The organism is Brevundimonas sp. Leaf280 (assembly GCF_001422455.1).
In the GTDB taxonomy this organism is placed as follows: domain Bacteria; phylum Pseudomonadota; class Alphaproteobacteria; order Caulobacterales; family Caulobacteraceae; genus Brevundimonas.
Genome location: NZ_LMNC01000006.1, coordinates 43,261 through 69,713, shown reverse-complemented (window position 1 = coordinate 69,713; position 26,453 = coordinate 43,261). Strand labels below are relative to the sequence as shown.

The following is a 26,453-nucleotide window of genomic DNA, read 5'->3' as shown; positions in this document are numbered from 1 at the left end:
ATTCGCGGCGCACCCTAGCGCATCCGCAAGCCTACGTCCCGCACCGCCGCCGTCACGGCGTCATGCGTTCGACCGCCTCAGTTCGCGGAGGCGATCGTCCAGTCGGCGATCTGGGTGTTGATGTCGCGCGTCGCGGTGTCGAAGGCCGCAACGATGGCGGACACGCGATTGTCGCCGGCGGGTTGGGTTACGGTGAACACCCGCTCGACCGAGCGGCCTTCCTCGGGACGAATGGTCCCGCCGCCAGCGCGCCGTTCCGGGGTGGAGCGCAGTTGCGCCCGCGCGGTCACGACGACATCCGGCACGGCGCCCGGCGCGGCGTATCGCGCCTCGAACGTCGTGACCGTGACTTGCAGCACCAAAGGCGGCGTTCCCGGCTCACGGCGACCCAGCACGCGAATGCGGTCGGCGCGGTTGGCGAAGGCCGCCTTAAGGCTGTCGTCGAACAGGGTCGAGGCCGGCGACACCCAGCGTGCGCCGCCGATATAGGCTGTTTCCAGCCCCGTCACGCCCAGGATCTTGTCGTCGCCGGTCGCATCAGGGAACTCGATGCGGCGGATGGATACCGTCAGGGGCGCCGGCGTGTCGCCGACCGCCGACGGCGCGGCCATCGGCAGGCCGAACCGATAGTTCTGCACCGGGTCCGGCGAGGATAGCAGGGCGCACCCGCTCAGCGCGGTCAGGACAGCGGCGGACGCCGCCATTCGAAGGACAGGACGAAGGATCACGGCTGCACCTCCAGCTCTTTGGATTGGGGACGACCGATGAAGTCGCGCGGGCTGGCGCGGACGTCGTCGATCAGGGATTGCAGAGACCGGGTGGCGTCTTGCAGCTCTTCAATCGTGCCGGTCAGTTGCGGCAGGCTGGTCGTCGCAAAGTCACCCAAAGGACGCTCCAGACCCGTGATCGAACGGTTGGCCGAGGCGATCGCCGTGCGGGCCTCCGCCGTCGCCGAGTTGATATTGGCGATGGCCTGGCGACCGTCCGTATTGATGATCTGACGCGTGTCGACGGCCAGGGCCTGATATTCCTTCACCGCGGCGTTGGCATTGGTCACGGCCTCTTCCAACTGCTGGAAGATGGCCTTGCGGGCTTCCAGTTCCGTCGTCAGGGCCTCGACGTTCTTCACACTGGTGGAGAAGCTGCGGATATTATCATCGGACATGACGCGGTTGATCCGGTTCAGCGCATCCACGGTCTGGGCCAGCACCGTGCCCGAACCACTCAACAGTTCAGCGATCGGCGACGGCTGGCTTTGCAGCACGGGCACGACATTATCCGGATACTGCTCTTTCAGCAGGGCGCTGTTGGGCGAGCCCGCGGTGATCTGGATGTAGTTCAGACCGGTGATGCCTTGCGGCTCCAGCTGCGCGCGCGAGGTGACGCGCACCGGCGTCGTGCCGTCAACGCGGACACGGGCGATGACTTGGTCGCCGCGCTTGGTGTCGATGTTCAGGTCAGTGACCTCGCCGACGCGGATGCCGTTGAAATGCACCTCGCCGCCTTCGGACAGGCCATTCACCGGCCCATAGAAGACGATGTCGTACATGTCGTAGTCGCTGTTGAACTGCAGCCGGGCCAGCCAGATGGTGAACACCGCCAGGGCCGCCAGAAGGGCGACGGTGGCGATGCCGACGGCGGCGTAATGTGCGTCTCTTTCCATGATCCGCTCTCCTCAGGCGGCAGACTTGGTGGCTGCGCGTCCGCGCGGCCCCAGGAAATATTCTTTGATCCACGGATGGTCGGAGCCTTCCAGCTCCTGCACCGTGGCCTTTTCCACGACCCGCTTGTCCGCCAGCACCGCCACCTTGTCACAGATGGCGTAGAGCGTATCGAGGTCATGGGTGATCATGAAGACGGACAGACCCAGGTCGTCCGCCAGTTGCCGGATCAGATCGTCGAACGCGGCCGCGCCGATGGGATCCAGACCCGCCGTCGGCTCGTCCAGAAACACCAGTTCCGGGTCCAGCGCCAGCGCACGCGCCAGGCCGGCGCGCTTCTTCATGCCGCCCGACAGCTCGGCGGGCTTCAGGTGGTGGTGCTCGGGCTTGAGGCCCACCATGGCGATCTTGAGTTCGGCCAGTTCATAGATGACCGATTTGGGCAGTTTGGTGTGTTCGACCAAAGGCGAAGCCACGTTCTCAAGGACGCTTAGTGATGAGAACAGCGCGCCCTGCTGGAACAGAATGCCGGTGCGTTTCTCGATGTCGGCCGCCTCGGCCTTAGTCAGGTTCGCCCGGTCGTAACCCAGCACCTTCACCGACCCGCCCTCCGGCTCCTTCAAGCCGATGATGGTGTTCAGCAGCACGGTCTTGCCCGCGCCCGATCCGCCGACGACGCCCAAGACTTCGCCGCGCACCAGGTCGAGGTCGAGGTTTTCGTGGATGGTGCGCTCGCCGAACTGGCTCAACAGGCCGCGCACCTCGATCAGGTTTTCTGGCGCCTCGGTCATATGTTCAGCTCCAGGAAGACCAGGGCGAACACCGCGTCCAGAAAGATGATGGCGAAGATGGCTTGCACCACGGCGGCCGTCACGCGCCGGCCCAGGCTTTCGACATCGCCGGCGACCGACATGCCCTGACGGCAGCCGATCGCGGCGATCACCAGGGCGAAGACCGGCGCCTTCACTAGACCGACCATCAGATGCTGGGCCATGGTGCCATCTTCGACCAGACGCTGGAAGAAGAAGGACGGACCGAGATTCAGCGAGCTCCAGCACACGACCAGACCGCCGACCAGGCCGCCGATCATGCCCATGAAGGTCAGCAGCGGCAGCATCAGCACCAGGGACGCGACGCGCGGAATCACCAGGGCCTGGAACGGGTTGACGCCCATGACCTGCATGGCGTCGACCTCCTGGTTCATCCGCATCGATCCGATCTCGGCCGCAAAGGCCGAAGCCGAACGTCCAGCCAACAAGACGGAGGCGATGACGACCGCGAACTCACGGAACATGGCGACGCCGATCAGTTGAACGGCGAACACCTGAGCGCCGAAGTCGGTCAGCAAATCCACGCCGATGAAGGCGATGACGGCGCCGATGAAGAAGTTGGTGATCATTACGATCGGAATGGCGTCCAGCCCGGCGCGCTCGGCCTGACTGACCCAAGCCGGCCAACGGATGCCGCCGGGATGTTTGGCGGCTTCCACCACGGCGGCCATCAACCGACCAAGGAAGGCCAGCGACAACATGGCCTCGCCGCCGAAATCGTAAACGCCGCGCCCGATCTTGGCGAAGGTGCGCACGAAGGCGCTGGGGCGTTTCGGCGCCGGGGCGCTCTGGCGCTCCAGAAGCTCGATCATGTGATAGATGCGACCAGCCTCCGGTCGATCCTTCCACTGGCTCTTGGAAAGGCGGCCGCTTGAGGCCTGCACTAAGGCTAGCGCTCCGGCGGTATCGAAGCGACCGAGATCGGAGGTGTCGATGCTGGCGATATCGCGGCCTTCCAGATCGCGGCTCAGTTCTGTCGGCAGACGACCCAGCGCCGTGGTCGTCCAGTCGCCGGTCAGGCGCAGACGGGCCTCGCCATCTCTATCGACGATTTCGTATGCGGCCGTGTTCATCGCGCCCCTGAAGACCGGTCTGACATCGCGATTTTCCCCTGACCCTCTGAACAGACAGCCGAAATCTCTGCCGCGCTAATGGTCAAGCCGGCATTCGATGTCAACGCGCGATGACATTCGCGCGGATGTTTGTCGATCAACCGTGTCGAGATCGCCTCCCCCGATGAAACGTCCAACGGTCACGCTGGCGCTGATGCCAAACGCGGCCGAACGGGATTCGTTCTCGCGTCACCTCATACGACGCTGCACGGCCGCCAGATCTTCAATGAACAACCGCCTCGCCTCGGACTTCGCCGCCTCGTCCGACAGACGCAGCAGATAGGAGGGGTGGACCGTCAGTACGGCGGTCGATCCGTCGCTCAGGTCGATCGGCGCGCCGCGTTCCTGCATCACAGCCGGCTTGCGACCCAGCAACGCCAGACCCGCCGTCGCCCCCAGGGCCAGCACGACCTGCGGCTTGATCAGCCTTCGCTCCGAGTCCAGCCACCAGCGGCAGGCCTGAACCTCGCCCGCATTCGGCGTCTTGTGCAGGCGACGTTTGCCGCGCGGCTCGTGTTTGAAGTGTTTGACCGCGTTGGTGACATAGACGTCGGATCGATCAATGCCGGCCTCGGCCAGGGCTGCGTTCAGCACCTGTCCCGCCGGCCCGATGAAGGCGCGGCCTGCCAGATCCTCCTGATCGCCGGGCTGTTCGCCGACGATCATCAGACGCGCCGACTTCGGCCCCTCCCCGCACACGCCTTGCGTCGCGTCGCGGTATAGAGGGCAGCGGCGGCAGGCCTGAACGCCGCTGGCGACATCGTCGAGGTTTTCGGGCACGGCCTCGGCGTCGGGACGCGCCAGATGCAGGTCTGGCGCGACGGCGCGCGCAAAACGCGGATTGGGCTGAGGAGACGGCGTGGCGACCATGGTCTCGGTTCGAACCGACGACGCCGCGACCAATTCCGGGATCAGGGCGGCTTCCGGCAGGTTCTTCCAATAGGACTTGGCCATTTCCCCCTGCATCGTCTTCACCTTCAGGCGCGCAGGATTGAAGGTCGAGGCGTAGTAGGTCTTCCAGAAATCCTCGATCTCGTCTTCGGCCGGCGCCATGTCGCGCGTTGCCGGCGGCCCGAACCGCAGGGCTTCTCCATCCCAGAAGGCCGAACCATCCGGAGTCAGGATCGACCAGCGCATGGTCGTAAACCGCCGTTGGAAAAACGGCGCGGTCTTTTCCAGAACCCGATGCGGCGGCTCGAACCATGCCACCCAGGCCTCGCCCAAGTCGTCATGCACCTGGCGAAAGCGAACGAAGGCCTTCATCTTGTGCGAGGCCCGGCTGACATTCTTGACCCGCTCCAGCGCGTCGGCGACGTCCCGATCCGAAATGACCTTGATCAGGTCCGGCTCATCCTTCAGCCGCCACAGCAGTCGGTACATCAGATCGAAACGGTCAGCGGATCGATGCAGGATCAGGTTCTGGGCCAGATCCACGAACTCTTTCGGGACGTTGAAAGCTCTGCGCTCATCCGGCGTCGGCGACGCCTCTTCGGCAATCGGCTGATCGAAAAGCCCGCCCTGTTCCATCGTCCCCGCCACGACGAACCGCGCCGCCGCAGGCTCCACACCCGCCAATCGAAACGCGCGCGCCGCTTTCCGCCAGCCGTCGAAGTCGGTCTCACCGTCCAGCGTCGCCACCGCCATCAGAACAGGCTCAACTGCTCGGGCGCTCGGCTGGTCACGCGCGCCTTGAGGTCCGCCGCGTCCGTCAGACCGCCTGGCGTCCAGTCCAGCGCCGTAATGAAGGGCCGGATCTTCGCCACCGATCGCGTCAGCCGTCCGACATCCTCCAGCCGCAGGGTCCGATAGCGGCGCACCGAGACGATCCGGTCCACCGCCTTCACGCCCAGCCCCGGCACCCGCAGCAGCATCTCTCGCGGCGCACGGTTCACATCGACGGGAAATTGCTCGCGCTTGTTCAGCGCCCAAGCCAGTTTGGGGTCGACCGCCAGATCGAGCATGCCATTCGATGCCCCCTCGCCGATCTCCGGCGCGGAGAAGCCATAGAACCGCATCAGCCAATCGGCCTGATACAGCCGATGCTCGCGCATCAACGGCGGCTTGGACAACGGCAGGATCGAGCTGGAGTCCGGGATCGGGCTGAACGCCGAATAATAGACGCGGCGCAGGCCGTAACCGCCGTAGAGCGAGGCGCTGCGATCCAGGATTTCCGTATCCGGCGCGCCGTCGGCGCCGATGATCAGCTGGGTGCTCTGGCCGCCCGGCGCGAACTTTGGCGGTTTGATCTTTTCGCGTTTGGCCGGCTTGGCCGCCTCTACGCCCAGACGCACCTGGCTCATCGCTTTCTTGATGACCCCGACGTCCTTTTGCGGCGCCAGTCGCGCCAGCGCCTCGTCGCGCGGAAGTTCGATATTGGCCGACAGGCGATCGGCGTACAGACCCGCCATCTCCACCAGCTTCGGATCCGCCTCCGGGATCAGCTTCAGATGAATATAACCTCGGAAATCGTGGACTTCCCGCAGCGTCTTGGCCACCAGGACCAGCTGCTCCATCGTATAGTCGCCGGATCGAATGATGCCCGACGACAGAAAGAGGCCCTCGATATAGTTGCGCTTGTAGAAGTTGAGCGTCAGGTCGACGACCTCGTCGACATCGAAGCGCGCGCGCTCCACATTTGATGACACGCGATTGATGCAATAGGCGCAATCGTAGATGCAGAAGTTGGTCAGCAAGATTTTGAGGAGACTGATGCATCGACCGTCGGGCGTATAGGCGTGACAGATACCCATGCCCTCGGTCGAGCCGATCCCCTTGCCGTCGACGGAGTTTCGTTTCGACGTTCCGGACGACGAACACGAGGCGTCGTATTTGGCGGCGTCAGCCAGAACGGAGAGTTTTCGACGCAGATCGAGACGGGCCATCGTTCATGGTACGTTCCAGCACGATGTTTGGTCCAGCGTTGCCGTTTTCTTTTTGAAGCGACGACTTAACGCAGCAGATTGAGCAGCGACGTGCTTTTCAGCGAGTTGATGATCTGGGCCGATGCCTCGATCGCCACCTGCGCCATCTGCAGATCGGTGATCGCCCGTGCCGGATCATAGCCGGACTTGTCCTGCATCATCTTCTGCAGGGCGGTCTTCTGATTTTCCTGGGCGTCCAGCGCCGTCTCGACGTGGTTCTGGATCAGACCGTTTTTGGCCGTCTGGTTCGTCAGTCCCGCATTCGCCTTGTCCAGTTCGCCCATCTGCGCCTTCAAAAACGCGGTGACGTTGGCGTCCGGCTGTCCCGTCAGCGTGCCCGCGCCGGCTGGCGTATAGGTTACGCCGCCGACGGTCACCGCCGCGCCGTTCTGGAAGGCCTGAATGTTGCGAAACACCTCAGTCAGCGGCCCGCCGATCTCGCTGGCCAGAAACCCGGTCTCGACCGTGGTCTTTTCGTCGATACGCGACTTCTGCTTCAAGGTGTCGTTGGCGAAGGTCGCGGCGGTGGACGCCGCCGCCGTCAAATCGGCCATGGTCGCGGCCGTGGCGGGAGCGATGTCGCTTTGGCCGCCCGCAAACAGGTACGAGCCCTGGTGTTCCGCATTCAGTCCCCCCTGCACAGTCTGATAGTTCAGACCGAGCTCGACCATCAGATTGTCGATCCGCCCGGCGGCCAGGCTGTTTGCGATGGCCTCGCGCGCCGCATTACCGCCCTCGTAGATGCGGCTCATGGCCAGATCCTGGGCGCTCAGCCGCGCCTTCACGGCCTCGCCGGTGGAGATGAAGCCCTCCAGTCGCGCCTGGGTCGACGTCAGGCTTGTCAGCTGTTCGGCGCCCCGGCCATAGCCGGACATGTCGGTGGCGATCTTCTCGCTATCGATCCGCTCCTGCGCCTGCTGCGCGCGGCCTTGCGCGTTCATCAGGCTGAGCAAGGCCGACTGGTAGTTCCCGTGGGTCGCAACGCGCGTCATTGCAGGATTCCGATCAGTACGTCGTACATGTCCTTGCTCGCCTGGATCAGGCGCGCAGAGGCGTTATAGGCTTGCTGGAAGGTGGTCATGTTGACCAGTTCCTCGTCCATGTTCACGCCTTCGGCCGAGGTGCGGCGGCTGTCCGCCTCCTTGGCCAGAGCGCTTGCCGTTTCGCTGCGTGTCTTGGCGGCCGAGGCCTTGCCGCCGACCTCGCCGGCGAAGTCCGCCGCATAGGACGACAGGGTCTTGGTCCCACCGGCATTGCCGCCGGCTGCGGCGAAGGCGATGTTCGTCTTGCCCACATCGCCCAGCGCCAGGCCGCCGCGCCCATCGTTCTTGCTCAGCGCCGGCGTCCCCGCCGCCGCCGACAGGTTCAGCTGCGCCAAGGCCAGCTTGCCGGGGTCCTGCTGGATGTCGCTGCGCACCGAATAGGCGCCGGCCCGGGTCGATCCCGTCGCGCCCAGGCCGAACAGTTGCGACATTGAAACGCCGGTCGGATCTTGGGTCGTATTGTCGTTCACCACGCCCATCGACGTCGCAGACGGGTCGTAGGCCTTGAAGGACAGCTTGCCCGTCGCATCCAGGCTGAAGGCGCCATAGCGGCCGACGCCGGTGATGGGATCGTTCAGCGCGCCCAACATCTCGCCCATCGTGCCCGTCCCGGCGGGAACGGACACGGTGATGTCGCGAAGACGCGCGCCGGACGAACCGGCAAAGCGCAAGGTCAGGCTCTCGCCCGGATCGAACCCGTGCTGAGACGTCAGGGTCAGGCCCGTCTCGTAGAAGGTCGGCGTCGTGGTGGCGACCAGGTCGTTCAGGCCGAACCAGTGCGAGAATCCACGCCCGCCCTTGGCGCTGGGCGACGTCGCATCGTCGGCGATGGCCACGCCGTTTCCACCCGCCCCGTCCAGGCGCAGTTGGCCGTCCGAGAAGCTCGCCGTCGCCGTGCCGCCCAGTTGGGCGTTCAGCACACTGAGGAAGGTGGTCGGATCCGCGGCGGCGCCGTTGATCGTCATCGTGCCGCCGGAAAAGACGATCCGGGCCGAGGCCTGCACCACGCCCGACGCATTGACCGCCGAGATGGTCGTCGTGCCGGTGAAGCCGGTCAGGGCGTTCTCCAGCGACTGACCGGTGTTGCGCCCTGTCAGGGTGGACGGCGCAGGAACGCTGCTGTTTGCGTTATGGGCGCGGTTCAGTTCGTCCGCGAGTTTGGCCGTCAACTCACCCAGGCGCGCGGCGGCCGCTGGCGCATCGACATCGCGCATCTCGACCAGACCCCGGATCTGACCGGACGACACGCCGTCCAGCAGCGGCCAGCGCGTTCCGCTGGGCTCGGTGATCATGATGTCCGAGAAGGCCGTCATGGCGTCCACAGTGCCAGCCGCCTTGTACGACAGCGTCGCCGCCCCCTCGCCCACCAGGGTCATGCCTGTGTTGGTGCGCAGGGTGACGCCGCCGTTCGAGCGCGCCTCGACCTTTACATCCATATATTTGGACAGTTCGTTGATGAGGCCGAGCTGAGCGTTCTGGGCGCCCGTCACATCCTCGTTCGTCACCGTACCGGCGGCGATGGTCTTGTTCAGCTTGGCGATCTGTTCCAGCAGCGGATTGACCGTCTCGACCGCGCTCAGCAGCCGGCCGTCCGCCTCCTGACGCGCCGACTGAATCTGGGACGCTATGCCGGCGGCCTGATTGAAGATCGCCTGGGTCTTGTAGATCGTATCCTGACGCCCGGCCGAGGACGTCGGGCTTTCGGCCAGGGTCGCATAGGTGGCGAACAGCTTGTCGACCTGGGCGAAGAAGTTGCTGTCGCTGCTGGGATCGCCGAACTGATTCTGGATCTGGTCGTACAGCTCATAGCGCACGGTCTGGCGTGCGGCGTCCGACCCGGCGCTGAGGCTGGCGGCCTGCAGGAAACGATCTGTCGCCAGACGCACCCGCGTGACGTCGACACCCGAACCGTAGCCGTTGGTGACGGCGGCCGACTGATCGGCGACCTTGCGGATGTATCCGGGCGTATCGACGTTGGCGATATTGTCGGCGGTGACGCGCAACTGCGACTGGGCGGTCTTCAGCCCCGACGTCGCAATGTTCATGATCGAGTTCAGCGACATTGACGCGTCTCTCCCGCCCTACCCGGCAACCGCTGCATCGCGACGCGCAGTTCTTGCCCAGCCACGCGCCACGCCCGCTCGCACAAAGCGTTGTTTTTCCACAGGATCATTGATCGGGCGGTCGTCATGATGGGAAAGACGCGCAAAGGTCGGGCCAATCGGGCGCAGGCATCCCGCATGTCACTGATCGGCGGCGTCGCGAAGCCGGGCAAAAAGTGGCGAGAGCGCGGCAATAACGACCGCCGCGCCTCGAATCCGCAGACCCCGACTCTATGCTTTGCATTGTTTTTGCTGACTTATTTTCTTGGCCCGACCCTTGCGTCGAGGGCGGCGAACTCTTGGGCGCAGCAGGCGCCGTCGTCGCTCCTTACGAAAGCCGCCGCGCTTCCATGTCCACCGCTTCCGCCCTGCTCGCGCCTGCCGCTCTGGTTTCGACCGGAACGTCGGCTGCCGCCCTGGGCGCAGAGGCAGTCGATGCGGGCCTGTTCTCCAGCAAGGTCGCCGACGCGCTGAACACGGGCGTCCACGGCGCGCCTGTCGAGCGGATGACGCCCGGCCGCCTGACGGGCGCTCGGTCGCTGGGCGTCATCATGGCCCAGCCCATGGCGGCCGAGCCGGACGCCAACACGCCGACCCCGACGACCGATACCATTCCTACGATCTCGGGCGAGATCGCAGACTCCGCAGCTCAGCCTTCCCTTGCCGACGAGCGGCAGATCGGCACGGACACGACCGCGAATGACGAAGATAGCTCTGGCCTTGTCGCCGCAACGCCGTTTACAGCCGCGCAACCGATGCCGGCCGTTCCGGTCGCTCAGTCGCTCGATGTCGCGGGCTCGCCGGCCGTTTCCGAGGACGCAGCAGAGACCCCTCTCGATCCACAAGCTCACAAAGATGTTGCGGCAGTCGCATTCGTTGCGCCCGAGGCGATGACGACAACGGTCGCTACGACTTCTCGTTCTGGAACTGATCCGGCGGCCAAGACTGCGCCGGCGCCTGCCAACCAGGATCTTGAAGCGAAGGCCGCCCTAACGGCCGCGACCGCTCAAGCAGTCCTTTCCGAACTCTCCGAAATCCTGACGACCGAAGCGTCGACCTCTTCTCCCGCCGCGGCGAAGACGGCTGAAGTCGAGGCCGCCGAGTCCCCGGTCAAGCCTACTCAGCCATCGACGACCACCGACGGTTCGAAGCCGACAGTTTCGCCCAAGCCTGCCGCTCCAGCCATGGCCGCGACAGCGCCTCGTCCGACAAACGCAGCGCCGCCGGCGCCTGCCACGTTCGACGCTGCGGCCAGCACGATCCAGACCGCTGTCGCCAACACCGACAAGCCAGCCGCTCCCTCGCCCATGGCTCAATCCCTTGCGGCCGCTCAGATCCCGACCGCCCAAGTCCAGATCGCCGTCACGTCGACGACGCCCAAGCCGTCGATCATTGTCCCCGCCGAGGTCGTCGCTGCGATATCCGAAGCGGCGTCGTCTTTGACAGTCGAAACGGCCGGCACGTCTGATCACCTGGCAGAGGCGGCTCCATCCGATACACCGAAGTCGTCGCCGACCGCGCTTCAACCCGCCATGCCCCTGCGCGGCAATCTCCATGGCGCTCTGGAACAGACCGGGGACACCGCCGTTCCTGCGGTTCAAACCGCGACGACCGAAGACGCCACCCCTTCTAGCGCCGCGATCGAAGTCGCCGCCAAGCCGACGTCGCCATCCGCCAAGACAGCCGAGCCCGCGATTGCTGCCGTCGCCACGTCGGATTCAGCGTTGCCCGAAGCCAAGACCGCGAGCCCCGCGCCGGCCGATGCGCAGCCTGCGCAACAGGCCGCCGTGTCCAGCCATGCGCAGGGCCTGTCCACCCTGTCACGCGCCACCGTCGAGACCACCGCCCAACTCGCCGCGCAGATGGCCCGCAAGCTTGAAGGCCGTTCGACCCGGTTCGACATGGTGCTGACGCCCGAAGATTTGGGCCGCGTCGATGTCAGCCTTGAGATCGGCAAGGACGGACAACTGTCCGCTCGCCTGGCCTTCGACAATCCCGCCGCCGCCGCCGACCTGAAGGGTCGCGCCGATGAACTGCGTCGCCAGCTTCAGGAGGCCGGCTTCCAGGTCGCGGGTGATGCGCTCGACTTCTCGCAACGCGATCCGTCCGCGGGCGGCGGCGCTTTCGAGCGCCAACAGCAACGCAACGCCCTGTTCGCCGGCGGCTCTCGCCTGGCGGCCCAAGCCGACGCTCCCATCGTCCCGGCGCCCGGCGCCTGGATCAACCATTCCCTGACGCCTGACCGCGTCGATCTGAAGGTCTGACCCCATGGTCGACGCCGTCACCACAAGCGCAGCAGCCGGCCGGGTCACCGGCGGCACGAAGGCCCTGGCCTCGAACTTCGAGACCTTCCTGACCCTGCTCACCACGCAGATGAAGAACCAGGATCCGCTCTCGCCCCTGGATTCGAACCAATTCACCGCTCAACTGACCCAGATGGCCGGCGTGGAGCAGCAACTGCTGACCAACGACCTGCTGACCAGCCTTCTGGCCGCCCAGGCCGGAGGCGGTCTGGACAACGCCGCCAACTACATCGGCAAGAGCGTCACCGCCGCCTGGACCGCCACCGAGTTCAACGACGGCAAAGCCACCTGGGCCTATGAGCTAGGCGCCGACGCGGACAAGGCCACCTTGCAGGTCGTCGACAGCAAGGGCGTCGTGGTCTGGGAGGGCGCCGCGCCCGACAAGAAGTCCGGCCTGCACACCTTCTCCTGGGACGGCAAGCTGAAGGACGGCGGCACGGCCGAGGACGGCGGCGTCTATACCCTCAAGGTCGCCGCCACCGACGCCACAGGCGCCAAGGTCGATGCCCAGGCTCTGATCCAGGGCCGGGTCACCGGCGTCGAGATGTACAACGGCGCGCCGTATCTGGTGATCGGCGACTCCATCCTTCCGCTTTCGACCGTGATCTCGCTGAACGAGATCAAGGCCCAGGCGGCCAACGATACCGACGATACGGAGAATCCGAACGTCCCCACCGAGGAGGCGGCCGCATGATGCGATCCGCCGCCTTCCCGATGACCTCTATTTAAGGAGCGTTCTTCCATGAGCCTCAACAGTGCAATGCTGGCCGGCGTGTCCGGCTTGGCCGCCAACTCCGCCGCCCTGGCGGCGATCTCCCAGAACATCGCCAACGTGAACACCGTCGGCTACAAGCGCACGGCCAGCGAGTTCCAGACCCTGGTCAACAGCCAGACCGCCTCGGGCGGCAGCTACTCGGCCGGCGGCGTGACCACCAACACCCGCTCTTATGTCAGCCAGGAAGGTCAGCTTCAGCGCACGACCTCCAGCACCGACCTCGCCGTCAACGGTCAGGGCTTCTTCGTCACCACGACCCAGGCCGAGAACGTCGGCGCGACCGACACCCGCCTATTCACCCGCGCCGGCGCCTTCACCGTCGACAAGCAGGGCTATCTGAAGAACAGCGCCGGCCTGTATCTTCAAGGCTGGCCAGTGGACTCCAACGGCGAGATCTCGACCGATCCGTCCGACCTGTCGCGCCTGCGCTCGATCAACATCGGCTCGGTCGGCGGCACCGCCGAACCGACCACTCGCGTCCAGATCAACGCCAACCTGCGTTCGAGCCAGGAATCGTCCTCCGCGGCCAGCGCCCAGTCCTACAAGGGCGTGTCCGATACGGCGACGCCGGCCGTCACCCACGACGTGTCGGTCCGCTACACCCGCACCGGCGCCAACAGCCACGATCTGGTGATCAAGTCCGGTTCGCAGAAGGTCGACGCCTCGGCGACCTTCGACCCGACCACCGGCGCCATCACTGGACTGACCATCAACGGCGCGAACGCCGGCTCGGCGACCGCGATCGGCACGCCGCCGACCCAGATCCAGTTCACGCCGGCCAGCGGCCCTGCCTATACGCTCAACCTTTCGGACGTCGGCCTGGGCAACGAAAACGTCGCCAAGACGAAGTACGACCCGTCGGTCAACTCCATGGCGATGTACAACGCCGACGACGACAACCCTGTCGGCGTGAAGCCCGACTTCAAGATGAACATTCCGGTTTCGGACTCCAAGGGCGGCCAGCGCAACCTGGAACTCCGCTTCCTGAAGAGCGACGAACCGAACATCTGGTATGCGGAAATCGTGTCCGTGCCGGCCAGCGACGTGATCGCGGGCGCACCCTACGCCAACGGCCAGATCAAGACCGGCAAGATCGCCTTTACGCCGTCGGGTCGCCTGGACGTCGATACGATGAAGGCTTGGCCTGCGGGCACGGGTCTGTTCGACGACCCCACCATGGCGACGCTGGACTTCGGCAAGTCCGATCCGAACAATCTGACCATGCCGGCCGGTCAGGTGGCTTGGGCTGACGGTCTGGGCATCGCCGCCCAAGCCGTCACGCTGGACCTCAACACCTCGGCCGGCGGCCTCAGCCAGCTGAACACGGCCTCGGTCGTCCAGTCGACGGTCACCAACGGCACGGCGTTCGGCAATCTGAGCGAGATCAAGATCGACGAGGGCGGCTTCGTCACCGCCATCTTCGACAATGGTGTCATGCGCCGCATCGCCCAGGTCGCGGTCGCCACCTTCCCCAGCCCTGACAGCCTGCGGGAAGTGTCCGGCAACGCCTACGCCGTCAGCCTTCAGTCAGGCACCTTCAACCTGAAGGCCGCCGGAACGGGCGGCGCGGGCGAGATCGCGGCCAAGCAGCTGGAGTCATCGACCGTCGATCTGTCGGCCGAGTTCACAGGCCTGATCACCACCCAGCGCGCCTATTCCGCCTCGTCCAAAATCATCACTACGGCCGATGAAATGCTGGCCGAGCTGATCAACATCAAACGCTGATCGGCGAGTAAGTAAGCGTTAGTCTCGATGAATCGTCGCGCAAGCAAGGTTTACAGAGTCGTTCAGGGAGGGGCGGAAGTTATCCGTTCCTTCACCACGACGCTTAAACGGACCTTAGTCGGGGCCGCCTACCTTCATGACACTACGGTGTTGGTGAAAGAGGCATAAGCCCATGTTGCAAGAGCGACGCCTTAATAGCAAAGGCGAACAATACGTGGTCGGACCGACTGGCACGCCGCTGACCCTCAACGACCTGCCGCCGTCCAACACGGACCGGTGGGTGATCCGGCGCAAGGCCGAGGTCGTCGCCGCCGTTCGCGGCGGCCTGCTCAGCCTCGACGACGCCCTGGCGAAATATCGTCTGACGGCCGAAGAGTTCCTGGCCTGGCAGAAGGCCATCGACAAATGGGGCATGCAGGGCCTGCGCACGACGCGGATCCAGAGCTACCGCTCCTGAGGGTTTCCCCGAAGACGTTAAGGGCCGCATCCGGCGACGGGTGCGGCCCTTTTCGTTTGCGGGCCTCGAAATCGCGCCGGTTCCGCACTAAATGGCCGCGATGACCCTGGCCGAAGATTTCTGCCCCGTTCCCGACATCGCCCGCACCGACATGGATGCGGCGGTGGAGAGCGCGCGGGCGGCGGTCGGCTTGCCGATCGGCGCGCGCGTGGTGGCCGCCATGTCGGGCGGTGTGGATTCCACCGTCGTCGCGGCCCTGCTGCACAAGGCCGGCTATGACGTCGTCGGCGTGACGCTTCAGCTCTACGACCACGGCGCGGCGTTGAAGAAGAAGGGCGCCTGCTGCGCGGGCCAGGACATTCACGACGCCCGTCTGGCCGCCGACATGATCGGCATTCCGCACTACGTCTTGGACTATGAGAGCCGATTCAAGGATGCGGTGATCGACCAGTTCGCCGACAGCTACCTAAAGGGCCAGACGCCGGTCCCCTGCATCCGCTGCAATCAGACAGTCAAGTTCCGCGACCTGCTGGACGTGGCCCGCGACCTGGGCGCCGAGGCGATGGCGACGGGTCACTACGTCCGCCGCGCCGTCGCCGGCAACCGCTCGCAGATGCGCAAGGCGATCGACCATTCGCGCGACCAATCCTATTTCCTGTTCGCCACGACCCAGGACCAGTTGGACTATCTGCGCTTCCCCCTGGCCGATCTGGAAAAGCCACAGGTGCGCGGCGTCGCCGCCGAACTGGGTCTGAAGATCGCCGCCAAGCCGGACAGCCAGGACATCTGTTTCGTGCCGTCCGGGGACTATCGCACCCTGATCGACCGCCTGCGTCCGCAAGGGCGTGAAGCCGGTGAGATCGTGCATATGGACGGCCGGGTGCTGGGTCAGCACGCGGGCATCACCGACTACACCATCGGCCAGCGCCGGGGCCTGAACGTCGCCGTGGGCGAGCCGCTGTTCGTGACCAGGCTGGAGCCCGAAACCCGTCGCGTCATCGTCGGCCCGCGTGAAGCCCTGCTGACCGCCTCTCTGACTTTGGAAGAAACCAACTGGCTGGGCGACGAGGCCACCATCGTCGAGGCGGCCGAGACCAACATCCCCGTCCTGGCCCGCGTCCGCTCGACGCGCCAGCCCTCCCCTGCTCGCCTCGCGATGATCGACGGCGACATCCGCATCGTCTTCGACGAAGGCGAGGAAGGCGTGGCCCCCGGCCAGGCTTGCGCCCTGTATCATCCCGTGGACACCGAACGCGTCCTGGGCGGCGGCTTCATCCGCGACACGACAGCGGTCGTCGTCTAACGACGATCCATTAAATCGAAGACAGTTTGCATCCGACGTGGTGTTCTGTCGCCTCCTCCGGTCATCCCACCGACGAGAGGCTCCGATGCGCACCACCGCCTGCCTGGTATCCGTACTGGCCCTAATGGCCGCCCTTCCCGCCGCAGCAATGGCGCAGGCCGCCGCGCTCGCGGCGACAAGCCCGGCGACGCCGACCTATACGGCGGCCCAGTTTTTCGACACCGTCTCATATGGTCTGGGCTACGGCGGGGCCAAGGCGTTCTCGCCGGACGGCAAGTCCGTGCTGATCCGGTCGGACAAGACGGGGGTCTTCAATGCCTACGCCCTGCCCGTCGCCGGCGGCGATCCGATCCCGCTGACCAACTCGACCACGAGCGCGGTCAATCCTGTCAGCTATTTCCCCTCCGACGCACGCATCCTTTTCACCCAGGACGGCGGCGGCGACGAATTGAGCCATCTGTTCGTGCGGACGCCGGACGGCGCGATCACCGACCTGACGCCTGGCGACAAGGTCAAGGCCGACTTCCTGAGCTGGAGCCAGGACGGCAAGACGTTCTTCGTCACTTCGAACGCACGCGACGCCTCGGCCTTCGATGTCGTCGCCTACGACGCGACCACCTATGCGCACCGGACGGTGTTCGAGAACACCGGCGGCTTCTCGCCCGCCGCCCTGTCGCCGGACGGGCGGTGGCTGGTGCTGGACAAGGCGCTGACCAGCGCGAACAACAATCTCTATCTGATCGACCTGACGACACCGGGCGAACCCAAGCTGCTGACCCCGCATGAGGGGAATGTCGCCTACACCGCCTTCGACTTCACGCCGGACTCCAAGGCCGTGCTGATCGGCACGGACCAGAACGGCGAGTTCCAGCAGGCCATCCGCCACGATCTGGCGAGCGGGGCGAACACGCCGCTTATCCAGGCGGATTGGGATGTCAGCTTCGTCTTCTATTCGCCGAGCGGCCGATACCGCGTCTCCGGCCTGAACGCCGACGCCAAGACCGAACTGACCCTGCTGGACGCGACGACCAGTCAGCTTGTCGCCCTGACCGGCCTGCCTGACGGCGATATCGGCAATGTCCGGTTTAGCGAGGACGAGAAGACCGTCGCCTTCACCGTCTCGTCCGACACATCGCCGGCCGACGTCTTCGTCGCCGACCTGATGACCGGCGAGGCGAAGCGTCTGACACACGCCCTGAACCCCGCCATCGACGAGAACGCGCTCGTCGAGGCCACCATCGTCCGATACCCCGGCGAGGGCGGCGTCATGATCCCGGCGGTGCTGTACAAGCCCAAGGGCGCATCCGCCGCTAATCCCGCCCCGGCCATCGTCCTGGTCCACGGCGGGCCTGGGGGCCAGACCCGGCGCGGCTATTCGGCCATGGTCCAGCATCTGGTGAACCACGGTTATGCGGTGCTGGGCGCCAACAATCGGGGCAGCTCGGGCTACGGCAAGACCTTCTTCCATCTGGACGACAAGAAGCACGGCGAGGCCGATCTGCGCGACATGGTCGCCGGCGGCGAATGGTTGAGACAGCAGGACTGGGTCGCCGACGATCAGGTCGCAGTGATGGGCGGATCCTATGGCGGATACATCACCGCCGCCGCCCTTGCCTTCCATCCCGACGCCTTTGCGGCGGGGGTGGACATCTTCGGCGTGACCAACTGGGTTCGGACGCTTGAGTCCATTCCGCCCTGGTGGGGCGCCCAGCGCATCGCCCTGTATGACGAGATGGGCGATCCGGCGACGGACGCAGAGCGGCACCGCCGCATCTCGCCCCTGTTCCACACCGAGGGGATCAACAAGCCGCTTTTGGTCGTGCAGGGCGAGAACGACCCGCGCGTGCTGAAGGTCGAAAGCGACGAACTGGTCGCCGCCGTCCGCGCCAACGGCGTGCCGGTCGATTATGTCGTCTTCCCCAATGAAGGGCACGGCTTCACCCGCCGCGACAACCGCATCACCGCCCAGGACGCCTATCTGACGTTCCTAGACAAATACGTGAGGAAATAGCCTGCACGAGGACGGAGGGCGTTACCCGACGTGCTCCGTCTGTTCGATAGTGGAGACTATGTGGAGTTATCGTGGACCTGCATCGAAGATTTGACGCGTCCTCGGACATCAAAGATGCACCGGGCTGTTGCACGGCTGTAAACTGCGCATCGCAATGACGGCGTAATCCCCGCCCCGACTAAGCAGGGGATAAAAATGCATCGTCAGACCAAACTGCGCCTTCAGCTGCTGCTGGGGACCGCCCTTCTCGCCGCGCCCGTTTCCGCCTTCGCCCAGACCGCGCCGGTCCAGACCGCGCCGACGGCCGCCAGCGCCGAGCCGGCCGGCCTTGACGACATCGTCGTGACCGCCACCAAGCGCGAAACCAACCTGCAAGACACGCCGATCTCGATCTCGGTCGTCAACGCCGAAGCCTTGGCCGATCGCCACGTGCAAAGCCTGATGGATCTGGCCGACGGCAGCGTCCCCAGCCTGCGCATCGCCACCTTCGAGGCCCGTCAGTCCGCCCTGACCATCGGCATCCGCGGCATCGTGCCGAACGACGCCAACCAGCCCGCCCGCGAGCAGGGCGTCGGCGTCTATGTCGACGGCGTCTATCTGGCCCGCCAGCACGGCCTCGCCGCCGCCCTGCTCGACATCGAGCGCGTTGAAGTCCTGAAGGGTCCGCAAGGCACCCTGTTCGGCCGCAACACCGAAGGCGGCGCCCTGTCGCTGGTGACCAAGAAGCCCACGGGCGTGTTCGGCATGCGCGCCATCGCCGGCGTCGGCAATCTGGAGTCCTACAACTCCGAACTGCACATCGACTTCCCCGCCCTCGGCGACTTCGCCTTCAAGGTCGACGGCATCATTTCGGTCCAGGGTCCGGTGACCGAGAACATCCTGCCGGGACAGACAGGCTTTGGCGAATATGACCGTCGCGGCCTTCGCTTCCAGACGCGCTGGACGCCGGCCGACAACTTCACCGCCACCCTGGCGGCGGACATCAGCAAGGACAAGAACACCCCGTTCTACAGCCAGCTGCTGAACTTCAACCCGAACGGCCTGACCGTCGTGCCGTTCACCTCGGCTACGGTTCCCTCGGGCAGCATTCGCGCCCTGTCGCCCCTGGTGCAGGTCGAAGGCTCCAATCGCATGACGCAGGCCGACATCGGCGTGCCTCAGCAGTTCAGCGTCGACGACACGCGCGGCATGGATCTGCACCTGTCGTATCGCCCGACCGACTCGCTGGAAATTCGCTCGATCACGGCCTACCGCGATCTGGACGTCGAACAGTACGACAACATCGCCGGCGCCCACCGTCCGCCGGTCGTCGGCCCGAACGGCCGCTTCAGCCGCTATTCGCTGGCCGGCTTCTGGCAGCATCAGTTCAGCCAGGAACTGCAGGCCGTCGGTTCGCTGGGCGACAGCATCGACTATGTCGGCGGCGTCTTCTACTTCAAGGAAACGGTGTCCGACGACGCCGCCACGCCCTCGACCAACCAATGGAATGCCGACGGCACGGGCTACACCATCCTGGACCCCACCCCGACGATCCGTGGCTTCCGCTCGCTGGACCGCGCCTCGACGGCCCATTCGGAATCCAAGGCCATCTACGGCCAGGCGACCTGGACCCCGGCCAGCATGGACGCCCTGCACCTGACGGTCGGCGGCCGCTACACCTGGGACGACAAGGACGGCAAGCTGGAGGTCGTCAACAACGCCGCCACCAACCTGACCTTCAGCTCCAAGGTCGATCGCTTCGACCCGCTGGTCACCCTGGCCTATGACATCAGCAACAACATCAACGTCTACGGCAAGTATTCGACCGGTTACCGCGCCGGCGGCGCCTCCTCGCGCTCGCTGACCTACCGCTCGTTCGATCCCGAAGAGGTCAAGGCCTACGAAGTCGGCGTCAAGAGCGATCTGTTCGATCGTCGCGTCCGCCTGAACGCCGCCGTCTACGCCATGGACCGCACGGACAGCCAGATCGACTTCAGCCTGGTCACCGTCCAGGGCGCTTCGACCCGCAACACCCTGGAAACGATCAACGCGCCGGGCACCACGAAAATCCGCGGCGTCGAACTGGAAGGCCAGTTCCGGGCGACCGACAACCTGACCCTGTCGGCCTCGTACGCCTATACGGACGCAAAGGTGCCGGACACGGTCAACCCGTTCAACGGCCAGGTTCAGCAGGTTTTCATCGCCTATACACCTGAGAACGCCGGCAGCGTCGCGGCCGACTGGAACTCGCCCTTCATGGGCGCGACCCTGAAAGCGCACATCGACGCCAACTACGCCGATGCGGCCCACAGCTTCGAGCAGTTTGCAATCAAGGCCGACTCGTCCTTCGTCGTGAACGCCCGCGTCGCCATCGCCGACATCACGACCCGCGACGGCGGTCCGCTGCTGGAAGTGGCCCTATGGTCGCGCAACCTGCTGGACGAAACCTACGTCTACCGCCGCGATCCGTCGAACCGGAACACCCTGGGCGACTACGGCAACTTCAACAATCCGCGCACCTTCGGCATCGAGCTGCGCGCCTCCTACTAAGCGTTCCTCCCGAACGACCGACTGCCCCCCTTCCGCCTCGGCGGGAGGGGGTTTTTCTTCGTCTGCGTGAAGGCTTTGCGACGGCGATATGAAACTTCACCGCAGCCGTCCGGTTTTGCTGGACGACGCGACGATCTGGCGCGATGGCGGCTTTCGGAGACGCCATGAGCAGCCTGATCCTGATCGCCGATGACGCCGCCGAGGGCGTCGAAATCCTGGACGCCGCCCTGCGTCGGGACGGCTTTCGCACCGTCGTCGCCGCCGACGGCCAGCAGGCGGCCGACCTGCATGCATCGCTCAAACCCGATCTCGCCCTTCTCAGCGTCCGCCTGCCTGTGCGCGACGGCTGGGATGTGCTGGGCGAACTGCGGCGGCGCGGCGAGACGCCCGTCATCATGATCGGCGACCGGGACGAAGCCACAGACAAGCTTCAGGCGCTGCGGATCGGGGCGGACGACTATATCGCCAAGCCGTTCAAACCGGCCGAGGTCACGGCCTCGATCCAGACCATCCTGCGACGCAGCAGCGGCGGCGGCCGGACCGCCAAGACCCTGCACGTCGGTCCGCTGGAGGTGCAGTTGGAAAATTATCTGGCGGCGATCCTGACGCCGTCAGGCAAGCGCCGTCTGGACCTGACCCTGACGGAGTTCCGCATTCTGGCCCACATGGCCCGCACGCCCCTGCGCGTCTTCAGCCGCAGCGAGATTATGCAGGCCTGCTTCCCCAATCAGGCGGTTCTGGAACGCACCATCGACAGCCACGTCAGCCACCTGCGCCGCAAGCTGGACGCCGCAGACGCCGCCGGCCTGCTGACCAATGTGCGCGGCGTCGGATACCGACTCGAAGCCGAGGTCTGATCGCGCTCACGCCGCGACGGCGTAGACTCTCAGCCGATGGCCGTCGGGATCGCCCGCCACGAAGCTGCGGATGGGCGCGGCGTCCGTCGGCGGCGTCAGAATGCGCGCGCCACGATCCCACCAGTCGATATGCGCCTGATCCACCGCTTCGGCGCCCTCCAGCGGAAAGTCGACCTCGCACACCTCGCGCCGATCGCCGGCACGTCGCAGCAACCCCAGCGCCCGGCCCGACGTCAGCTTGAACAAGGCCCGGTCCGGTCCCGCCATCACCGGCCGACAACCCAGCAGACTGGCATAGAAGCGCGCGCTGACTTCCGGATCCTCAACGGCCAGAAGAATGTCCTCGATCTCGCTCATCAGCCCGGCCCCTTGTGTTTCCAACACTTCGAACCCTAGCCTTCGCTGCTGCCAGTTTCCGTCAGCAGCTGTCGCTCGACCGCGATCTTTCATGCGCCTCGCGCCAGGTCTTCATCAGCGCCTGTCGACGCGTTGGATAACGCGCCTCCATTACCTCCGCCTCGACGATGCGATCGGTGCGGAAACTGCGGAAATCACCGCGCAGTTCGCACCAGGCGATCAGCAATCGCACCCGATCGAAGAAGGCCAGGGCGAACGGCCAGACGACGCGCTCGGACGCCGACCCCGCCTCGTCGCGGTAACACAGCTTCAGCCGCCGCTCGGTGCGGATCGCCTTCCTGAGCAAGGCCGGATCGACCCGATCCGCCGGGAACGGCTCTCCCGGCACGACAAGCAGGGCCGACGTGTCCATCTCGTCGCGCAGATCGGGCGGCAACACCGCCGAAATCCGTCCCAGCGCCGCCAGCGCCGCATCGCGCATGCGCGGATCGGCGCGATCCGCCACCCAACGCGACCCCAGCACCAGGGCCTCGATCTCTTCCGGCGTGAACATCAGCGGCGGCAGCATGAAGCCCGGCTTCAACACATAGCCGACCCCCGCCTCCCCTTCGATCGTCGCCCCTTGCGCCTGCAGGCTGCCGATATCGCGGTAAAGCGTCCGCAGACTGACGCCCATCTCCGCGGCCAACACCTGCCCGCTCACCGGCCGACGATGCCGCCGCAGCACATTCAACAGATCGAGGAGGCGTTCGGAGCGTGACACCCCGCGATCCTAGCAGCGCTGCTGCCAGAAAGCGTCAGCAGGAACAGACCTAGGCCGCTTCCTTGGGCATCACATCGCCGACTGTCGGCCGGTTCTCCGCGCGGGTCAGGGCGATATCTCTGGGTTTGACGATTTCGCCGCAGCAGCCGCACGCGATGCGCGGGGTCAGAGAATGGCCGCAGGTCTTGTGGACCATGTCGATGCCGCTGTCGGCGTCGCCATAGACGTGCTTGTTGCCCCAGCCGTGCAAGGTCACCAGAACGCCGTACAGATCCTTGCCCTTGGCGGTCAGGACATATTCGTTGCGCGGCGGGCGTTCGGAATACAGGCGCGGCTCCAGCACGCCATGCTGGACCAAGCTTTTGAGCCGGGCGGCCAGGACGTTGCGCGCCACGCCGAGATTGTCTTGCCACTGTTCGAACCGGCTGACCCCGTTGAAGGCGTCGCGAATGACCAGCAGGGTCCACGGATCGCCGATCACCTCAAGCGTGGCGGCGATGGAGCAGCTTTGGCGGCTGTAGTCGGCGGTGCGTCCCATAGGCGCGAAAGTGACGCCGCGTCAGGCATTTGGCAAGGGTTGCAAATCCGAACGCTCCAAGTCAGTCTTGTTTCGCAACGGACTTGCGAGCTTCCCGGTTCGCCGCCTTGTTCCTTGGACTTCGGCGGGAGATCGTCATCAGGTCTTCCGCCGCTTCTTCGCCTGACGCAGGATTGCGCAATGACGCCGCTCATTTCCCTCGACGCCGCCCTTACGTTCCAGATCCTCGACGACGGCGGTCTGTCCGCGCCCGTGCCGGGTCATTTCTCGAATGGCCCATCGAGCATGGCGCCGGAGAAGGGTTTTCCGTTCGGCGGGCTGCTGGCGGCCCTGTGCGCTCAGTCGATGCGACAGGGACTGGCGCTGACCGCGCCTCTTCGGACGCTGTCGGTCCAATATCTGTCGGCGGCCAGGTTCGGTGAACAGGTCGCCTTTCGCCCTCGCCTGCTGCGCGGCGGCCGCAACGTTCTGTATGCCGCGGTCGAGGCCGAGCAGGACGGCCGCATGACCCACCACGCCACCGGTACCTATGGTCTCGACGCCGCGCCGCCTCCGCTGACGCCGTTGCACGCGTCGCCGCCGCCGCTGGACAGGCTGGACCCGAAGGCCACGATACGCGGGCCGATGTCGCCGCACTTCGCCCAGCACGTTGAGTACCGCTTCGACGGCGGCCCCAACATCCTGGGCGGAAATGAGGGCAAGCCGGTGATCGAGCGCACGTGGATGCGGATGGCCGACGGCCGGCCCTTGGACGAGGTCGGCCTGTGCTACCTGCTGGATGCGCTGTATCCGCCCGCCTGGACCGCGTCCAAGACGCCGGCCGCCATGACCACCGTCGATCTGCGCATCGACATCCTGACCGATCCAACGCCACAGATGGCGCCGCACGGCTGGGCCTTTTTCGAATTCAGGATGCTGGACCTCGGCCTGGGCTGGACGGTGGACGAGGCGATCGCCTGGGGCGCTGATGGAACCCCGCTGGCCCTGTCGCGCCAACGCCGCAAACTGCTGCCGCAACGTCCCGCCTGAAGTCAGCCCTCATTCATCATTATCGACGACTATTCCAAATCTCTGGAGTGTCGCCCATGCGTCGTCGAAATCGCCTCTTTTCCGTATCCCAAGTCGTCGTTGTGCTGGGCGGTTGTCTGATGCTGCAGGGCTGCCTTGTCGGCGCCGTCGTCGGCGGGACCGCTGCGGTCGTCGGCGGGACGGCGAAAGCCACCGGCGCGGTCGTCGGCGCCGGTTTCGACGCCATCACCACCTCGGACGAAGAAACCAAACTGCGTCGCGAGCGTGAACAGCGCGACTATGAACGCGAACAACGCCGCTGCGAACAGCGACAACGCCAAGGTAAACGCTGCTAGGTCAGAGACTTAGAACGCACCGCTCGTTGATCGTCGGCCGCGCCACCTGAATTCGGCACAGGCCCGGCCATTCGAGTTTCAACGTCCTGGCGAACCACAGGCACAGGTTTTCCAGACTGGGCAGCTCCAGTCCCTCGTGCTCGTTCAGCATGCCGTGATCCAGCGTCTCGGCCGCCGCCTTCAGCGCCCGGTCCAGCGCGCCCAGGTCCGCGACCCAGCCGTGTTCGACATCCAGCACCTCGGACCGCACCGTCGCTTCGACCGTGAACGAATGGCCGTGGACACGGCGATAGATGCTGCCCTCGGGCTCGTTCGGGAAGTGATGGGCGGCGTCGAAGGTCGCCTGTTTGGTGATCTCGAAGACAGGCATTAGCGGACGCCGATGTATTTGTGGGTTTGGACGCTCAGGCGCCACTGCGGGTGGGTCAGGCAGTATTCGATGGCGGCGGCGGTATTCTCGACCTGATCCGGCCCGTCCATCGGCTGAAGCCAGAACCGTTCGAAATCCAGATGCTCGAACCGATCCGGCATGGCCTTGGGCTGGGGAAAGACCAGTTTCAGCTCGGCCCCGCGCGTCTGCACCACATCGGCATCCGTCTTGGGACTGATGCAGATCCAGTCGACGTCGTCCGGCGCTGCGATGGTGCCGTTCGACTCGATGGCGACCTCGAAACCGCGCGCATGCAGCGCGTCGATCAGCGGCGCATCCAACTGCAGCAAGGGCTCTCCGCCGGTGCAGACCACCAGCTTCGGATCGCCTTCACGCCCGCGCCACATCGCCGCGACGTGATTGGCCAGCAGGTCCGGCGTGGCGAACTTGCCGCCCCCGTCGCCGTCGACGCCCACAAAGTCGGTGTCGCAGAAGGTGCAGACGGCGCTGGCCCGATCCTGCTCGCGACCGCTCCACAGATTGCAACCGGCGAACCGCAGGAAGACCGCCGGCCGCCCCGCCTGTCCGCCCTCGCCTTGAACCGTCAGGAACACTTCCTTGGCCGAATAGGTCATCGCTCCGACGCCCATTCGTCATAACCGGCCGCGCGCAGTTCGCAGGCCGGGCAAGACCCGCAGCCATAGCCCCAGGCGTGTCGATGCGTCCGGTCGCCCTGATAGCAGGTGTGGCTATCCTCGATGATCAGTTCGATCAGCGTGTCGCCGCCGATCCTGTCCGCAAGTTCCCAAGTCTGGGCCTTGGTCAACCACATCAGGGGCGTGTCGATGACGACCGGCTTGTCCAGCCCCAGCGACAGCGCCCGCGCCATCGCCTCCATCGTCTCGTGGCGGCAATCCGGATACCCAGAATAATCCGTCTCGCACATGCCGCCGACCAGAACTTCCAGTCCTCGCCGATCCGCCAGCGCCGCGGCTGCGACCAGAAAGATCAGATTGCGGCCCGGCACGAATGTGGTCGGCAGGCCGCGCGCGTCCATTTCGATCTTGCGGTCGGCGGTCAGGGCGCTCTCGGCGATCCGGCCGTATCCGGTCAGGTCCACCACATGGTCAGCGCCAAGGCGATCGGTCCACTGCGGCAGGGCCGCCTTCATTCCGTCGCGCACCGCCTGACGCGCCTCCATCTCCACCAGATGGCGCTGGCCATAGTCGAACCCGACCGTCTCCACCCGCTCGAACTGCTCCAGCGCCCAGGCCAGGCAGGTCGCGCTGTCCTGCCCGCCGGAGAACAGAACCAGGGCCGATGTAGGGGTCTTTTCCAGGATGACGCTCATGACGAATCTGCGGTCGGCCGGTCGGCCGCGCGCATGCACAAAGAGATGGAGACCCAGATGGGTCGGGCGGGCCTCATACAC

The 26,453-nt window shown here is 65.5% G+C and carries 24 protein-coding genes; 9 read left to right on the top strand and 15 right to left on the bottom strand.

Going from position 1 to position 26,453, the window contains the following annotated elements:
- Positions 1-77: 77 nt before the first annotated feature.
- The 8 genes from ASF31_RS11375 to flgK all read right to left on the bottom strand — a co-directional run bounded on the left by ASF31_RS11375 (position 78) and on the right by flgK (position 9,630).
- The gene (locus ASF31_RS11375) at positions 78-728 is read right to left on the bottom strand and encodes an ABC-type transport auxiliary lipoprotein family protein (protein ID WP_055754761.1); all 651 of its coding nucleotides are present in this window, start codon (positions 726-728) and stop codon (positions 78-80) included.
- Positions 725-1,663: an MlaD family protein gene (locus tag ASF31_RS11370; protein WP_055754760.1), complete on the bottom strand. Its 939-nt coding sequence runs from the start codon at positions 1,661-1,663 to the stop codon at positions 725-727. The genes ASF31_RS11375 and ASF31_RS11370 overlap by 4 nt, the downstream gene beginning before the upstream one ends.
- A 12-nt stretch (positions 1,664-1,675) precedes the next feature.
- Positions 1,676-2,452, bottom strand: coding sequence for an ABC transporter ATP-binding protein (locus tag ASF31_RS11365; protein ID WP_039246447.1), 777 nt, complete (start codon positions 2,450-2,452; stop codon positions 1,676-1,678).
- Positions 2,449-3,564, bottom strand: a complete 1,116-nt coding sequence (locus ASF31_RS11360; protein WP_055754759.1) for an ABC transporter permease — start codon at positions 3,562-3,564, stop codon at positions 2,449-2,451. The genes ASF31_RS11365 and ASF31_RS11360 overlap by 4 nt, the downstream gene beginning before the upstream one ends.
- 228 nt (positions 3,565-3,792) lie before the next feature.
- Positions 3,793-5,247, bottom strand: coding sequence for a UdgX family uracil-DNA binding protein (locus tag ASF31_RS11355; RefSeq protein WP_055754758.1), 1,455 nt, complete (start codon positions 5,245-5,247; stop codon positions 3,793-3,795).
- A complete protein-coding gene (locus tag ASF31_RS11350) occupies positions 5,247-6,485 on the bottom strand; it encodes a putative DNA modification/repair radical SAM protein (RefSeq protein WP_055754757.1) in 1,239 nt (412 codons plus the stop codon). The genes ASF31_RS11355 and ASF31_RS11350 overlap by 1 nt, the downstream gene beginning before the upstream one ends.
- A 65-nt stretch (positions 6,486-6,550) precedes the next feature.
- Positions 6,551-7,516 carry a flagellin gene (locus ASF31_RS11345; RefSeq protein ID WP_055754756.1) on the bottom strand — a complete coding sequence of 322 codons (966 nt, stop codon included), beginning with the start codon at positions 7,514-7,516 and terminating at the stop codon, positions 6,551-6,553.
- On the bottom strand, positions 7,513-9,630 hold the full coding sequence (flgK, locus tag ASF31_RS11340) for a flagellar hook-associated protein FlgK (protein WP_055754755.1): 2,118 nt from the start codon (positions 9,628-9,630) through the stop codon (positions 7,513-7,515). The genes ASF31_RS11345 and flgK overlap by 4 nt, the downstream gene beginning before the upstream one ends.
- Positions 9,631-10,019: 389 nt before the next feature.
- Between flgK and ASF31_RS14770 the strand changes: the two genes are divergently transcribed.
- From ASF31_RS14770 to ASF31_RS11300, 8 genes are all read left to right on the top strand, one after another.
- A complete protein-coding gene (locus tag ASF31_RS14770; protein ID WP_235551322.1) occupies positions 10,020-11,933 on the top strand; it encodes a flagellar hook-length control protein FliK in 1,914 nt (637 codons plus the stop codon).
- A 4-nt stretch (positions 11,934-11,937) separates the two neighbouring features.
- Complete coding sequence (locus tag ASF31_RS11330; RefSeq protein WP_055754754.1) at positions 11,938-12,666, top strand: flagellar hook assembly protein FlgD; 729 nt, start codon at positions 11,938-11,940, stop codon at positions 12,664-12,666.
- 48 nt (positions 12,667-12,714) lie between these two features.
- Positions 12,715-14,472: a flagellar hook protein FlgE gene (gene flgE, locus ASF31_RS11325; protein WP_055754753.1), complete on the top strand. Its 1,758-nt coding sequence runs from the start codon at positions 12,715-12,717 to the stop codon at positions 14,470-14,472.
- 172 nt (positions 14,473-14,644) lie between these two features.
- Positions 14,645-14,929 (top strand): DUF1153 domain-containing protein, encoded by a 285-nt coding sequence (locus tag ASF31_RS11320; protein WP_026108337.1) that lies wholly within the window; start codon positions 14,645-14,647, stop codon positions 14,927-14,929.
- A gap of 91 nt (positions 14,930-15,020) precedes the next feature.
- Entirely contained in the window at positions 15,021-16,232 is a 1,212-nt protein-coding gene (gene mnmA, locus ASF31_RS11315; RefSeq protein WP_055754752.1) for a tRNA 2-thiouridine(34) synthase MnmA, read from the top strand.
- An 85-nt stretch (positions 16,233-16,317) separates the two neighbouring features.
- Positions 16,318-18,243 carry a S9 family peptidase gene (locus ASF31_RS11310; RefSeq protein WP_055754751.1) on the top strand — a complete coding sequence of 642 codons (1,926 nt, stop codon included), beginning with the start codon at positions 16,318-16,320 and terminating at the stop codon, positions 18,241-18,243.
- Positions 18,244-18,438: 195 nt separating this feature from the next.
- Complete coding sequence (locus tag ASF31_RS11305) at positions 18,439-20,772, top strand: TonB-dependent receptor (RefSeq protein WP_055754750.1); 2,334 nt, start codon at positions 18,439-18,441, stop codon at positions 20,770-20,772.
- Positions 20,773-20,936: 164 nt separating this feature from the next.
- A complete protein-coding gene (locus ASF31_RS11300; protein WP_055754913.1) occupies positions 20,937-21,629 on the top strand; it encodes a response regulator in 693 nt (230 codons plus the stop codon).
- A 6-nt stretch (positions 21,630-21,635) separates the two neighbouring features.
- Here ASF31_RS11300 and ASF31_RS11295 read toward each other — a convergent pair whose 3' ends face one another.
- From ASF31_RS11295 to ASF31_RS11285, 3 genes are all read right to left on the bottom strand, one after another.
- Positions 21,636-21,986 carry a VOC family protein gene (locus ASF31_RS11295; RefSeq protein WP_055754749.1) on the bottom strand — a complete coding sequence of 117 codons (351 nt, stop codon included), beginning with the start codon at positions 21,984-21,986 and terminating at the stop codon, positions 21,636-21,638.
- 61 nt (positions 21,987-22,047) lie between these two features.
- On the bottom strand, positions 22,048-22,749 hold the full coding sequence (locus ASF31_RS11290) for a YafY family protein (protein WP_055754748.1): 702 nt from the start codon (positions 22,747-22,749) through the stop codon (positions 22,048-22,050).
- Positions 22,750-22,798: 49 nt separating this feature from the next.
- Positions 22,799-23,287, bottom strand: coding sequence for a helix-turn-helix domain-containing protein (locus ASF31_RS11285; protein ID WP_017504587.1), 489 nt, complete (start codon positions 23,285-23,287; stop codon positions 22,799-22,801).
- 180 nt (positions 23,288-23,467) lie between these two features.
- Between ASF31_RS11285 and ASF31_RS11280 the strand changes: the two genes are divergently transcribed.
- Positions 23,468-24,316, top strand: coding sequence for a thioesterase family protein (locus ASF31_RS11280; protein WP_055754747.1), 849 nt, complete (start codon positions 23,468-23,470; stop codon positions 24,314-24,316).
- A 29-nt stretch (positions 24,317-24,345) separates the two neighbouring features.
- Here the strand turns inward: ASF31_RS11280 and ASF31_RS14530 are convergent, their stop codons facing one another.
- The 4 genes from ASF31_RS14530 to queC are packed head-to-tail and all read right to left on the bottom strand — an operon-like array spanning position 24,346 to position 26,372.
- Positions 24,346-24,636, bottom strand: a complete 291-nt coding sequence (locus tag ASF31_RS14530; RefSeq protein WP_156356023.1) for a hypothetical protein — start codon at positions 24,634-24,636, stop codon at positions 24,346-24,348.
- 16 nt (positions 24,637-24,652) lie between these two features.
- The gene (locus ASF31_RS11270; RefSeq protein ID WP_055754745.1) at positions 24,653-25,021 is read right to left on the bottom strand and encodes a 6-carboxytetrahydropterin synthase; all 369 of its coding nucleotides are present in this window, start codon (positions 25,019-25,021) and stop codon (positions 24,653-24,655) included.
- Positions 25,021-25,656, bottom strand: a complete 636-nt coding sequence (gene queE, locus ASF31_RS11265; protein ID WP_055754912.1) for a 7-carboxy-7-deazaguanine synthase — start codon at positions 25,654-25,656, stop codon at positions 25,021-25,023. Before queE ends, ASF31_RS11270 begins: the two co-directional genes overlap by 1 nt.
- A complete protein-coding gene (queC, locus tag ASF31_RS11260; RefSeq protein ID WP_055754744.1) occupies positions 25,653-26,372 on the bottom strand; it encodes a 7-cyano-7-deazaguanine synthase QueC in 720 nt (239 codons plus the stop codon). Before queC ends, queE begins: the two co-directional genes overlap by 4 nt.
- Between the last annotated feature and the right edge of the window lie 81 nt (positions 26,373-26,453).